Consider the following 14,179-nt stretch of genomic DNA (forward strand, 5'->3'; position numbering starts at 1 on the left):
AAATGAAAGATCGTAAGATACGCATAATGAATTTTATTTGTTAGGTGTAGTTCCCCGCACGCTTACCTTAAATTAACTTCTTAAGCCAATACCTTTTGATATTAAGTACCAAGCCACACCGTACAAACCAAGAATAAGCCCCGTCAGTACAGAAAAAGCCACTCCAATACCAACATCTGACACTCCCAAAAAACCATAACGGAATGCGTTTACCATATAAACAATTGGGTTTAATTTAGATACGCTTTGCCAGAATTCGGGCAATAAATTAATCGAGTAAAAAACGCCGCCCAAGTACGTTAATGGCGTTAGAATAAATGTTGGAATAATACTGATGTCATCAAAAGTTCGCGCAAAAACAGCATTAATTAGACCACCAAGAGAAAAAACAATCGACGTCATAAGAACCGTTAAAATAATAACGCCAATATGAGCAATTTGAATATCAACAAAAAACAAAGAGACAAAGGTAACTAATGCACCCACGAGAAGCCCGCGTACGACACCACCACCGACAAAACCAGCAATAATGATATAGTTAGGCACAGGCGCAACGAGAAGCTCTTCAATGTTCTTTTGAAACTTCGCACTAAAAAATGAAGAAGCCACATTTGAATAAGAGTTAGTAATCACTGACATCATAATTAAACCAGGAACAATGTATTCCATGTAACTAAAACCACTCATTTCACCAATACGGGAGCCGATTAAATTACCAAAAATAATAAAATAAAGTGTCATGGTAATCGCTGGAGGAACTAACGTTTGAACCCAAATACGAGTAAAACGTTTTATCTCTTTTGAAATAAGACTTTTAAATGCAGTCCAATATAAATCCATCATTACTTAGCATCTCCATTACGAACAATACTAACAAATAGCTCTTCTAATCGGTTTGCCTTATTACGCATAGACAGCACATTAACTCCTTGGTGATTTAACTGTTCAAATAAATAATTTAAACCTTGTGACTTATCAATCTCAACTTCAATTGACCCCTCTTTGCCATTCGTTACCTTCGCCCCTTCCAGAATAGGTTCAGGGCTACCTTCAGCCAAATCTAAAATAAACGTTTCAACTTGCAATTTATTCAATAATGCTTTCATTGACGTATTTTCAATGACTTCGCCTTTATTGATGATCCCTATATTTCGACATAACATTTCAGCCTCCTCAAGGTAGTGAGTGGTTAAAATAATCGTCACTCCTTGTTCATTAATTTCTTTTAGAAACTCCCACATAGAACGACGTAATTCGATATCAACGCCCGCCGTAGGCTCATCTAAAATCAACAACTGAGGTTCATGCATTAATGCCCTTGCTATCATCAGGCGACGTTTCATTCCCCCAGAAAGGTGGCGAGCACGTTCATTTCTCTTTTCCCATAGATCCAATTTAGATAAATAGATTTCAGCCCTTTCTGCTGCCAAAGCACGTGACACCCCATAATAACCCGCCTGTTGCATAACAATTTGTTTCACTGTTTCAAACGGATTGAAGTTAAACTCTTGCGGAACTAAACCAATTTGTTGTTTAGCTTGAACTAAATGGGAGTCAATGTCGTAGCCAAAAACACTCACCTTTCCTGATGTTTTATTTACAAGGGAGCTGATAACTCCTATCGTCGTCGACTTACCCGCTCCGTTTGGACCAAGTAATGCGTAAAAATCGCCTTTTTCAACGTTTAACGAAACTCCTTTCAAGGCTTGAACACCACCTGCATACGTCTTCGTTAATTGTGTAATTTCTAATGCATTCATATTTTGTTATCTTCTTATTGAAATATTTACAACAAATCGGATTTGATAAATCAAAAGCTTGTGTATAGTAAAGCAGGATAAATAGAAGGACTTACCATGCCAGAATTAAAAGAACTCTTTGCCAATAACAGTAAATGGTCTAAAAAAATCAAATCTGAAAATCCAGAATTCTTCATTCAGTTAGAAGAAGGACAAAATCCAGATTATTTATGGATTGGCTGCTCTGACAGTCGAGTACCGGCAGAACGCCTAACCGGATTACATTCAGGTGAGCTTTTTGTACACCGTAATGTAGCGAACCAAGTTATTCATACAGATTTAAATTGCTTATCTGTACTCCAATATGCGGTCGATGTATTGAAAGTCAAACATATAATTGTTTGCGGCCACTATGGTTGTGGCGGTGTAAATGCCGCAATTGATAACCCTCAATTAGGTTTAATCAATAATTGGCTACTACATATCAGAGACTTATATTTAAAACATCGTACTTTATTTGGCTTCCTTCCTCGTGAAGAATGGGGTGATAAATTATGTGAAATAAATGTAGCGGAACAAGTTTATAACGTAGGTAATTCTACCATTATGCAAAATGCATGGGAACGAGGCCAAGAAGTTCATGTTCATGGTGTCGTTTATGGTATGGGAGATGGTGTTTTAAATGATCTTGGTGTCAAAGGGCACAGCAGAGAATCCTTAGAAATATCTTACCAAGCCGCAATGGCTATTATAACGAACCCTGTAAGTAAAGCATAAATCAAAAAAGAGCAGATAATCTGCTCTTTTTTAAGATTTACTCAATGTTATTGCTAAATAAACCAGAAGGATATTTCCTTCTGGTTATCACTACGTTGTAATTTTCAACCGAACAAGTCGACGAAGATGACGCATTTGGCGTTCTGCTTTTATTGTTGGGATCTCTAAATCATTAATCGTACGACCATCAAAATGCAAACCGATGTCTTTAAGTAAATACTCATTTCCGAATGGAATTTCATATCTAACTTTACGTACTTTCCGCTTCCACTCTCTCTCTTCTCGAGCAAAGTCAGCTTTAATTAATAACGTAGCTAAATGTAGATATAGTGAATGTCGCATAATATTTCTCCAAAATAAGGCAAATATATTACGACTAAAAAATACGAAGAGATGGGGATCTCTTTTTATATAGCCGCAATAATCGCAGCCTATAAAAAGATTACGAATTAATTACCAGTTTCGATCGTTTACAGATGTCAACAATATAAAATCAGCACAACGTTGTTTTAATGAATGAAATACCAACATGTTGAGCCTCCTAAACTAAAATTAATTCTTTAAATGGGTGAGTTGTAAAAACTTATTTACGGTTAAATTGTAACCACTGGCAATTATTAATCAAGTACAAAATAACAGTATAAAAAAAACAAAATAAATTAATGGAAATAGATAAATAGAACATCATTTATCCTATAAATATACAGTTAAGTCCCTTAAATACCCTATTTTTATCTACACACCACAGATAATAGAAGTATCAATAAAAAAGCCAAAGAAAGGGTATTTTCTTTGGCTTTTTTATTTAATTATTATTTTTGACTCACGTTATTCTTGAGGAACAACTTTACCAATATAAGGTAAATTACGGTACTTTTGAGCGTAATCAATACCCACACCCACAACAAATTCATCAGGAATAGAGAAACCAAGCCAATCTACTTTAACTTCAACTTCACGACGAGAAGGTTTATCAAGTAACGTACAAATTGCGATTGAGTTAGGCTCACGAATAGAAAGAATGTCACATACTTTACTCAATGTGTTACCAGTATCAATAATATCTTCCACTAATAATACGTCTTTTCCTTTAATATCATCATCAAGATCTTTAAGGATTCGTACATCTCGTGTGCTTTCCATGCTATTGCCATAGCTTGATGCTGTCATAAAATCGACAGTCATTGGAGTATCAATCGCACGAGCTAAATCTGCCATAAAAACAAATGAACCACGTAACAAACCAACCATAACAAGCCCTTCAGACTCTTTATAGTGTTCTGAAATTTGCTTTCCTAGCTCTAATACGCGCTTATTAACCTCTTGCTCAGAGATCATAACTTCTACTGTATGCTTCATACCATCTCACTTATTCATTAAACCCACCAACGGCAGGACTTAGACAGACACAGTTTACAACAAAATAAGAATCGACATACCGCCAATTATAAAAAGTTTTTAAGATTATATACCGCTCAATAGTTCCATAATCTTTTCTATGGCTATCAAAGGTTAAGATTGATATGACAAATGTATGTAATTTGACAGAATAATCTTTAACTCCGTCAAAAATTTGATTGAGACCCGTAATAATTGTTGAATATATAAACAGCCTTATGTACAGTTATTGAGAATAATAATACCCCTATAAAAAATAATAATTTGTTGGCAAGGATATAATAAAATGGAAACGATCCAAAAAAGACCGAGAACTAGGCTATCTCCAGAGAAACGAAAAGAACAACTACTTGATATTGCGATTGAGGTTTTTTCTCAACGTGGTATTGGTCGTGGCGGTCATGCAGATATAGCAGAAATTGCTCAAGTATCTGTTGCTACGGTATTTAATTACTTCCCAACCCGAGAAGATCTGGTTGATGATGTATTAAATCGAGTTGAACAACAATTTCATAACTTCATTCTCAATTCAATCTCATTAGACCGAGATGTACGCTCCAATCTTCACTCTTTACTCGTGAACATCATAGATACAGTTCAAATGGATAATAAGTGGATTAAAGTGTGGTTTGAATGGAGCACCTCTACTCGCGAAGAAGTATGGCCTCTTTTCTTAAGCACTCAAGTGAATAACCAAAAAGTTATTCATGATATGTTTGCTGAAGGGATTGAGCGTAACGAAGTATGTAATGATCATACCCCTGAAAACTTAGCTAAAATGCTTCATGGGATTTGTTACTCTGTATTTATTCAAGCAAACCGTAATAGCTCTTATGAAGAACTAGAACAAACGGCAAATTGCTTTTTAAATATGCTGTGTATCTATAAGTAGAGTAAGCGTGCGGGGAACTACACCTTGTCTTTTACATTCCAAGGTAAAAGTGAATCGATATCTGGCGATCCAACACATAAACGATCTAGACAATACCTAATATAATCGTAAGGGATTAATCCGTTTGCCTTTGCTGTTTCTACAATGCTGTAAAGCATTGCACTTGAATCTGCACCAGCCGTTGAACCCGAAAATAACCAGTTTTTCCGGCCGATAACAAACGGTTTAACCGCTCGCTCTGCTCGATTGTTATCAATAGATAACAATCCATCATCAATATAACGAACTAATTTATCCCATTGATTTAATGTATAGCTAATCGCCTCACCTAATTTTGTTTTAGGTGATACTCGACTAACTGCGCTATCAAGCCAATCACGGAGCTCTTTAAGTAAATCGCGGGCTTCTGTCTGCCTAGCAACATACTTGGCTTCAGGGGAAGCCTCTTTTAATAACGATTCGATCCGGTATAGCTTTTGGATTTTACTCAATACCCAATCTGCACTCCCTGTTTTCCCTTTTACTTGAACACGTTGAGCCTCAATAAATCGTCGACGTGCGTGTGCCCAACAGCCAACTAACATCGCTTCAGTTTGTTCATAACCTTGGTAACCATCGGTATGTAAATACCCGTTATAACCTTTTAAAAAGTTAACTGGATGGTAGCCATGCCTGCTAGATTGATAATCATAAAGTACAATTCCAGGCAAAACACCAGAGCCTGGAGAATCATAGCCAGAGCAGTAGACCCACATATAACATTTTGCTTTTTCAACATCCAACACATTTACCGTTGTTTCATCACAATGCAGAGTGGGTTGTTCAAGCAAAATACGATGTAACTCGTTATTAAGAGGGGTAAATAGTACCGAGCATTTTATTAACCAATCCGCCATCGTTCGCCGTCCAATAATGATACCCCATTGCTGAAATAACGTTTCTTGACGATAAAGTGGAAGACTGTATTGAAATTTAGCCGTAATAATTTGAGCAAGTAAACTTGCGGTCGCAATCCCTTTAGGGATTGGTGACGCTGGCATTGGGGCTTGTTTAATGTCTACTGAAGTATTGTTTTTTTCACAATTTCGGCAAGCATATTTAGGACGAACATGTTGAATAACTTCCACTTTAGCTGGTACAAATTCCAACTTTTCACTGATGTCTTTACCCATCGCATGCATCTCTAGACCGCAACACTTACAAGTTTTATCTTTTATGTCGTGGATATAATAACAGTACGCGGTAAGTCTTCAGGTAAGCGTTGGCGTTTTGGCTTTTGACGAGTGTAGGTAATCGTTTGTGTGTCATCATTTTCAATGATGATTTCTTCTTCTGTTTCATTGAATAAATCAAATTGAGTCGAGTCAGATTCACTGCTTTTACCAAAGCGCTGATGTTGAGCCAGTCGAAATTGCTCTAGAAGACGGTTATATTTATTTTCAAGCTGAAGCACAAGTGCTTTCAGCTCGTCAATGGTATCAGGAAGTGGTTTTATTTTATCAGTCATGTAGATGACTATATAACGATAATACAGGTAATCAATCGGTTGCCTCCTATTCTTGACTGAGAATCAACTATTTAAAGGGTTGTTTGATAATGTACCGGTTGATGTCCTAAGATATCAAAACCTTGTAATAGCAGTGTCAGTTGCTGCTCTGATAATGCTAACGTATCGTTATTTATATTTCGTGGCCATTTGAAGCGGTCTTCATCTAATCGCTTGTACCATAAAGCGAATCCTGTTTATCCCAATACAATATTTTGAGTTTATCACGAGGCTTATTGCAAAATATAAATAGAGCATCACTAAACGGTGATAGTTGCATTTCTTGCTCAACAATCACGACAAGGCCATTAATGGCCTTGCGAAAATCGACAAAATCACGATGAAGATAAATGGTGGAAACATCAGTAAATACATTCATGATTGATACCCTTTTAATAAGAGTCCTATCCAGTGAGGTTCAGTATTAGCTGGCAATGTTAATCGCAATTTTCCGATAGAAAGTTGAATATCTGGTAATTGTGGAGTGGCGATGATAGTTGATGTTAACGCTTCTACTTTCAAGAAAGTAGAAGCGTTAATCTTTTGTTTCCATCGTGCTTTACGTGCACTAAATGTCTTTGGCAGAATATTATGGTTACGACAAAATTCAGCGGCACTAAGCTTGCTAGATTGCTGAGATTCAAATAGAGCGTGCCATTGCTCTGGTGTTCTCTTTTTATCTTTTTGCATAATTACGTTCTCGTTAAATGAAAGATCGTAAGATACGCATAATGAATTTTATTTGTTAGGTGTAGTTCCCCGCACGCTTACTAAGTAGATTCAGAAGATAATAAAAAACCGCTGATAAGTCAGCGGTTTTTTTATATTTAAATTCTATTGGTTTAAAAGAAAATTATTTTTTCTTAACGGCTTTTGCATTTGGAAGGTCAGTAATAGAACCTTCATAAATTTCAGCAGCCATACCAATTGATTCATGCAATGTTGGGTGAGCATGGATAGTTAATGCGATATCTTCAGCATCACAACCCATTTCAATTGCAAGACCGATTTCACCAAGAAGCTCACCAGCGTTAGTACCAACAATAGCACCACCGATAACACGGTTAGTATCTTTATCAAAAAGAAGCTTAGTAAGACCATCTGCACAATCTGAAGCGATTGCACGACCTGATGCGGCCCAAGGGAAGCTTGCAGCTTCGTAGTTGATGCCTTCAGCTTTTGCTTCTTTCTCTGTTTTACCAACCCAAGCAACTTCGGGCTCCGTGTACGCAATTGAAGGAATTACTTTAGGATCGAAGTAGTGCTTCTTACCAGAAATAACTTCCGCAGCAACATGACCTTCATGCACGCCTTTGTGTGCAAGCATAGGTTGACCTACGATATCACCAATGGCATGAATATGAGGTACATTAGTACGCATTTGCTTATCTACATTGATGAAACCACGCTCATCAACAGCAACTCCTGCTTTTTCAACGTCTAATAAAGCACCATTAGGAACACGGCCGATAGCAACAAGAACAGCATCATAACGCTCAGCTTCTGCTGGTGCTTTTTTGCCTTCCATTGATACGTAAATACCGTCTTCTTTTGCTTCTACTGCTGTCACTTTCGTTTCAAGCATTAGATTGAATTTGTCTTTGATACGTTTAGTGTAAACTTTAACGATATCTTTATCTGCCGCAGGAATAACCTGGTCAAACATCTCAACAACATCAACTTGAGAACCCAGAGCATGGTAAACCGTACCCATTTCTAGACCGATAATACCACCGCCCATAATAAGCAGCTTCTTAGGGACTTCTTTTAGCTCAAGTGCATCCGTTGAATCCCAAATACGTGGATCTTCATGTGGGATGAATGGCAGTTTAATTGGACGAGAACCAGCAGCAACAATCGCATTATCAAAATTGATTGTTGTATTGCCATCTTCAGCAGTCACTTCAATAGTATTAGCACCAGTAAATTTACCAAAGCCATTAACTACCGTTACTTTACGCATCTTGGCCATACCGCCAAGACCGCCAGTTAGTTGTGTTACTACTTTTTCTTTCCACAAACGGATCTTATCGATGTCAGTTTGAGGTTCACCAAATACGATACCGTGAGCGGCCATCGCTTTTGCTTCTTCGATAACTTTAGCTACGTGAAGCAAGGCTTTTGATGGGATACAACCCACATTCAAACATACACCACCAAGCGTGTTGTAACGTTCAACGATAACTGTTTCTAAACCTAAATCTGCACAACGGAATGCGGCAGAGTAACCAGCAGGGCCGGCACCAAGTACGACAACTTGTGCTTTAATTTCTTTGCTCATTTTGACCTCGTTATAGTCATTTCCCTAACAGGCTGACCGATATTCTATTATTGTTTTCAGACTGACTTTATTTTACATAGATGTTAACAGTGTGAAAGCAAGATTGGGTTAGCCTGTGAGCTAGACAACAATTCACGTTACGACGACTCTAAGAGAGAGACAATAATATTCGTAAATTGTATTTAATTTAATTCAAAAAAACTGAAGATTTCCCTTCAATTTATGAAGCAATAAGGCGGCTTATTTGCCACCTTATTGTTTATTTCAATTACCGCTAATTACAGTACTAAGCGACGAATGTCTGATAATGCACTGTTTAGGTAAGTAATGAAACGAGCACCTTCTGCACCATCAATCACACGGTGATCGTATGATAAAGACAGAGGAAGCTGTAGGCGAGGAGCGAACTCTTTGCCATTCCATACAGGTTTGATTTCAGATTTCGATACCCCAAGGATACCTACTTCTGGTGCATTTACGATAGGAGTAAATGCGGTACCACCGATACCACCAAGGCTTGAGATTGTGAAACAACCACCTTGCATATCAGACGCAGTCAATTTGCCAGAACGTGCTTTCTTAGAAATAGCCATTAGCTCTTCAGATAGCTCGTAAATGCCTTTTTTGTTCACGTCTTTAAAGACAGGAACAACAAGACCGTTTGGTGTATCAACAGCGATACCTACGTTTACGTACTTCTTAAGAATGACGCTTTCACCATCATCAGATAAAGAAGAGTTAAACGATGGGAATGCTTCTAGTGCTTTTGCTACCGCTTTCATGATGAACACTAATGGCGTGATCTTCATACCCGTATCGTTCTTCGCTTCGATTGCATTCTGTTCTTTACGGAATGCTTCTAGCTCTGTGATATCTGCATTATCCCACTGTGTAACGTGTGGAATCATTACCCAGTTACGGTGCAAGTTAGCACCAGAAATCTTCTTAATACGAGACAGTTTTTTAACTTCAGTTTCACCAAACTTGCTGAAATCAATTTTCGGCCATGGAAGTAAACCAAGAGCAGAACCGTCACCACCTTTGTTTGATGCTGCAGCACCAGACTCAAGACGCTTAAGTGCATCTTTAACAAAGCTTTGAACGTCTTCTTTTAGGATACGGTCTTTACGGCCAGTACCTTTAACTTTAGCAAGATTTACACCAAACTCACGAGCAAGACGGCGAACAACAGGAGATGCGTGTGCGTACTCATTGTTTGCTTCAAATTCGCCCGTAGCTGCTGGAGCAGAAGCCGCAACAACTGGTGCCGCCGCTGGAGCTGCTTGTGCGACCGGTGCTGCTGTCGCTTGAGCCGCAACTGGCGCTGCACCTTCAACAACAAACGTCATGATTAAAGAACCAGTCGATACTTTATCGCCAGCAGTAATCTTGATCTCTTTGATAGTACCCGCAAATGGTGCAGGAACTTCCATCGAGGCTTTGTCGCCCTCAACAGTAATTAAAGATTGCTCTTCTTCTACTGTATCGCCAACCGCTACCATGATTTCAGTTACTTCAACTTCATCACCACCGATATCTGGAACGTGAACTTCTTTAAGCTCAGCAACAGATGCCGCAGGAGCAGCGACAGGAGCAGCCGCTTCAACTGCTGGAGCAGCAGATGCCGTAGCACCTTCTACTTCAAAGATCATGATTAAAGAACCGGTTGATACTGTGTCGCCTTCAGAAATCTTAATTTCTTTAACGATACCCGCTTGAGACGCTGGAACTTCCATTGAAGCTTTGTCGCCTTCAACAGTGATCAGTGACTGCTCTTCTTCAACTCGGTCACCGACCTTAACTAGAATCTCAGTTACTTCAACCTCATCTGCACCGATGTCAGGTACATTAATTTCGATTGTCATTGTTTTCTACCTTATGCGTATAGCGGGTTAGTTTTTTCAGTATCGATATTGAATTTAGCAATTGCTTCTGCAACTACAGATTTATCAATATCACCACGTTTCACAAGTTCAGCTAGAGCAGCAACTACAACGTAGCCTGCGTTAACTTCGAAGTGACGACGTAAGTTCTCACGGCTGTCTGAACGACCAAAACCATCAGTACCAAGTACTTTGTAAGACTCAGCAGGAACGAATGCACGTACTTGCTCAGCGTAGTTCTTCATGTAATCCGTTACTGCGATTGCAGGTTCGTTACCAAGAACTTGAGTAATGTAAGGTACTTTCGTTGCAGCTTCAGGGTGAAGCATGTTGTCACGCTCTACCGCTTGGCCGTCACGAGTCAATTCATTGAACGATGTCACAGAGTAAACATCAGAAGCAACACCGTACTCTTCACTCAAAATTTGAGCCGCTTTACGTGCTTCGTTCATGATAGTACCAGAGCTCATTAATTGAACTTTAGCTTTATCACCAACGTAAGACTCAAGCTTATAAATACCTTTACGAATGCCTTCTTCAGCGCCTTGTGGCATTGCTGGCATTGCGTAGTTTTCATTCATTAGCGTTAGGTAGTAATAAATGTTCTCTTGGTTTTCACCGTACATGCGACGAATACCGTCTTGCATGATGATCGCTAATTCGTAAGCGAATGTTGGATCGTAAGAGATACAGTTAGGCACGGTGTTCGCTTGAATGTGTGAGTGACCATCTTCGTGTTGTAGACCTTCACCATTTAGCGTAGTACGACCTGCAGTAGCGCCTAATAGGAAACCACGTGCTTGTTGGTCACCCGCCATCCATGCCATATCACCAACACGTTGGAAACCGAACATAGAGTAGTAAATGTAGAATGGGATCATAGGAAGATCGTTAGTGCTGTATGACGTTGCTGCGGCAACCCATGAAGACATAGCACCTAACTCATTGATGCCTTCTTGAAGTACTTGACCAGACGTTGCTTCTTTGTAGTAAGAAACAATGCCTTTATCCTCAGGAGTATATGTTTGGCCGTGTGGGTTATAGATACCAACCTGACGGAATAAACCTTCCATACCAAAAGTACGAGCTTCATCGGCAATGATAGGAACAATGTTCTTACCAATATTTTTGTCTTTAAGAAGAACGTTAAGCGCACGAACAAATGCCATTGTCGTAGAGATATCACGCTTTTGTTCACCAAGAAGAGCATCAAACGCGTTAACTTCAGGAACAATGAATTCTTGAGTGAACTTAGGCAGACGCTTAGGCGTATAACCATGTAGCGCATCACGACGAGCGTGTAGGTATTTGTACTCTGCAGAACCTTCTTCTAGTGTTAGATAAGGCAGTTCTTTAATCTTCTCATCAGAAAGAATGTCTTGTAGGCCTAAACGATCACGTAAGTGTTGAACATGAGTCATGTCCATTTTCTTAACACCGTGTGCAATGTTCTTACCTTCAGCTGCATCACCCATGCCGTAACCTTTAACTGTTTTAGCTAGGATTACTGTTGGCTTACCGTTTGTTTCTTTTGCATTGTTGAATGCAGCAAACAGTTTAGATGAGTCATGACCACCACGCTTAAGAGCGAAGATTTCGTCATCAGTCATGTCAGCAACAAGTGCTGCTGTTTCTGGGTATTTACCAAAGAAGTTCTCACGTACGTAAGCACCATCTTTAGATTTGAATGTTTGGTAATCACCATCGATAGTTTCGTTCATTAACTGAAGAAGCTTACCAGTCGTGTCTTTAGCAAGTAGTGAATCCCAGTTGCTGCCCCAAATAACTTTAACAACATTCCAGCCAGCGCCTTTAAATAGGCCTTCTAGTTCTTGAATGATGCTACCGTTACCCATAACAGGGCCATCTAGACGCTGTAGGTTACAGTTAATTAAGAAACATAGGTTGTCCAGTTTTTCACGAGCAGCGAAAGAGATCGCACCGCGTGATTCTGGCTCATCCATCTCACCATCACCTAGGAACGCGTAAACACGTTGTGCTGATGTTTCTTTCATGCCACGGCCATCAAGGTACTTAAGGAAACGCGCTTGATAGATTGCAGAAATAGGACCAAGACCCATAGATACGGTAGGGAACTGCCAGAATTCAGGCATCAGTTTAGGGTGCGGGTAAGAAGGAATACCTTTACCATCAACTTCTTGACGGAAGTTATCTAGTTGCTCTTCCGTTAAACGACCTTCAACGAATGCACGAGAATAGATACCTGGAGAGATATGACCTTGGTAATAAACTAAATCACCACCATCCGTCTCATTCGGAGCACGGAAGAAATGGTTAAAACAGACTTCGTAAAATGCTGCTGCAGATTGGTAAGACGCCATGTGGCCGCCTAGATCCAAATCTTTCTTAGAAGCACGTAGAACGATCATGATTGCGTTCCAACGAATAATTGAACGGATACGACGCTCAAGAGTAACATCACCAGGGTACGCAGGTTCTTGCGTTGCTGGGATGGTATTGATGTAGTTTGTATTGATACCTGTAGCCATATCAACACCATCTAAACGAGCTTTATCAAGAACTTGCTCTAATAGATACTGGGCGCGTTCAACACCCTCTTCACGTACAACTGACTCAAGAGCTTCTAACCAATCTTGAGTTTCTAGTGCATCAACGTCATGCTTCATGTCAGACATGCGAGCTATCCTTTTATTTGTTGGTTCAAATAGGGTGACAATGAAATGAATCAGATTAATTCATGTCATTACTTTGTTGAATTCGACGAAGTGAGCACTCTCGGCGACTCTCTTCTTTTGTCAATTCCAACAATGTTTCTTCAATATAAGCAAGATGAGAATGAGATGCCAAACGAGCCTCTTCAGGCTTTCCTGACACAATCGCTTCTACCATTTCTGCTCTATGTGCTCTCACCTTTTCAACCACCGCTTCGCGACGATTTAATAAGGTAAAGTTTTGTAATACGTTTTGCTCAAGCAACGGCTCTAAACTGCGCACCATGTGAAGTAATACCACATTATGCGCTGATTCAGTGACCGTAATAAGACAGTGCATAACCGCAGAGGCTTCTGCTTTTAAATCACCATCCTGTTGCGCTTGTTGGATTAATTCATGTGACTCTTTAATCCGTTTGAAATCTTCTTCATTACCACGTAAAGCCGCGTAATAAGCAGAAATACCTTCTAACGCGTGACGCGATTCCAGTAAGTCAAATTGCGTTTCAGGGTGTGTTGCCAATAAATCGAGCAACGGCTCTGAAAAGCTTTGCCACAAGCCTTTATTAACAAACGTACCACCACCTTGACGGCGAGTTAATAAATGCTTCGCTTCTAAACGTTGTATTGCCTCTCGCACAGAAGGACGAGAAACATCAAATTGTTTTGCTAACTCTCTTTCTGCGGGTAACTTCTGTCCCGGAGAAAGGGTTCCTTCTAATATCAGCCGTTCAAGTTCTTGTTCGATTGCATCGGACAATTTTGGCTGACGGATCCTTTGATATGCCATCGTAGCTCAACCTGATTTAAGTTGATTACCGCTCACTTTACCGTGAGTCATTCGTCATTCTAATTAATTGGTAATACCAATTTTAACTGAGCTGAAATTTATCATAAAAAAAGACGATCTGTCTAGATAAAAGTTGATTTGAATCATGGAACGAAGTTGCCATATACCGTTAATTAACAA

The 14,179-nt window shown here is 39.4% G+C and carries 10 protein-coding genes and 3 pseudogenes; 2 read left to right on the plus strand and 11 right to left on the minus strand.

The window, feature by feature from the left end:
* Positions 1-72 precede the first annotated feature (72 nt).
* Together VSAL_RS13710 and VSAL_RS13715 are read right to left on the minus strand one after the other, a co-directional pair.
* A complete protein-coding gene (locus VSAL_RS13710; protein ID WP_012551074.1) occupies positions 73-843 on the minus strand; it encodes an ABC transporter permease in 771 nt (256 codons plus the stop codon).
* Positions 843-1,760 carry an ABC transporter ATP-binding protein gene (locus VSAL_RS13715; RefSeq protein WP_012551075.1) on the minus strand — a complete coding sequence of 306 codons (918 nt, stop codon included), beginning with the start codon at positions 1,758-1,760 and terminating at the stop codon, positions 843-845. The genes VSAL_RS13710 and VSAL_RS13715 overlap by 1 nt, the downstream gene beginning before the upstream one ends.
* Before the next feature lie 96 nt (positions 1,761-1,856).
* Here VSAL_RS13715 and can point away from each other — a divergent pair, with 96 nt between their 5' ends.
* Positions 1,857-2,516, plus strand: coding sequence for a carbonate dehydratase (gene can, locus VSAL_RS13720; protein ID WP_012551076.1), 660 nt, complete (start codon positions 1,857-1,859; stop codon positions 2,514-2,516).
* Between the two features lie 90 nt (positions 2,517-2,606).
* On the opposite strand, the gene VSAL_RS13725 is transcribed toward can, so the two are convergent.
* Positions 2,607-2,858 carry a hypothetical protein gene (locus VSAL_RS13725; protein ID WP_012551077.1) on the minus strand — a complete coding sequence of 84 codons (252 nt, stop codon included), beginning with the start codon at positions 2,856-2,858 and terminating at the stop codon, positions 2,607-2,609.
* A gap of 486 nt (positions 2,859-3,344) precedes the next feature.
* Positions 3,345-3,875, minus strand: coding sequence for a hypoxanthine phosphoribosyltransferase (hpt, locus tag VSAL_RS13730; RefSeq protein WP_012551078.1), 531 nt, complete (start codon positions 3,873-3,875; stop codon positions 3,345-3,347).
* Between the two features lie 325 nt (positions 3,876-4,200).
* On the opposite strand from hpt, the gene VSAL_RS13735 reads away from it, so the two are divergent.
* Positions 4,201-4,806 (plus strand): TetR/AcrR family transcriptional regulator, encoded by a 606-nt coding sequence (locus tag VSAL_RS13735; RefSeq protein WP_012551079.1) that lies wholly within the window; start codon positions 4,201-4,203, stop codon positions 4,804-4,806.
* 17 nt (positions 4,807-4,823) lie between these two features.
* On the opposite strand, the pseudogene VSAL_RS13740 reads toward VSAL_RS13735, so the two are convergent.
* From VSAL_RS13740 to pdhR, 7 genes and pseudogenes are all read right to left on the minus strand, one after another.
* Positions 4,824-6,313 (minus strand): annotated as a pseudogene (locus tag VSAL_RS13740) (IS66-like element ISVsa2 family transposase).
* A 71-nt stretch (positions 6,314-6,384) separates the two neighbouring features.
* Positions 6,385-6,731: pseudogene (gene tnpB / locus VSAL_RS24275) on the minus strand (IS66 family insertion sequence element accessory protein TnpB).
* Entirely contained in the window at positions 6,728-7,042 is a 315-nt protein-coding gene (gene tnpA, locus VSAL_RS13750) for an IS66 family insertion sequence element accessory protein TnpA (RefSeq protein WP_012548925.1), read from the minus strand. The pseudogene tnpB and the gene tnpA overlap by 4 nt, the downstream one beginning before the upstream one ends.
* Positions 7,043-7,205: 163 nt before the next feature.
* Positions 7,206-8,633 (minus strand): dihydrolipoyl dehydrogenase, encoded by a 1,428-nt coding sequence (gene lpdA / locus VSAL_RS13755; RefSeq protein WP_012551080.1) that lies wholly within the window; start codon positions 8,631-8,633, stop codon positions 7,206-7,208.
* Positions 8,634-8,911: 278 nt separating this feature from the next.
* A pseudogene (gene aceF / locus VSAL_RS13760) lies at positions 8,912-10,489 on the minus strand (pyruvate dehydrogenase complex dihydrolipoyllysine-residue acetyltransferase); the annotation flags it as partial.
* 20 nt (positions 10,490-10,509) lie between these two features.
* Positions 10,510-13,173, minus strand: coding sequence for a pyruvate dehydrogenase (acetyl-transferring), homodimeric type (gene aceE / locus VSAL_RS13765; protein ID WP_012551081.1), 2,664 nt, complete (start codon positions 13,171-13,173; stop codon positions 10,510-10,512).
* A gap of 55 nt (positions 13,174-13,228) precedes the next feature.
* The gene (pdhR, locus tag VSAL_RS13770; RefSeq protein WP_012551082.1) at positions 13,229-13,999 is read right to left on the minus strand and encodes a pyruvate dehydrogenase complex transcriptional repressor PdhR; all 771 of its coding nucleotides are present in this window, start codon (positions 13,997-13,999) and stop codon (positions 13,229-13,231) included.
* Between the last annotated feature and the right edge of the window lie 180 nt (positions 14,000-14,179).

The organism is Aliivibrio salmonicida LFI1238 (assembly GCF_000196495.1).
Taxonomy (GTDB): Bacteria; Pseudomonadota; Gammaproteobacteria; order Enterobacterales; family Vibrionaceae; genus Aliivibrio; species Aliivibrio salmonicida.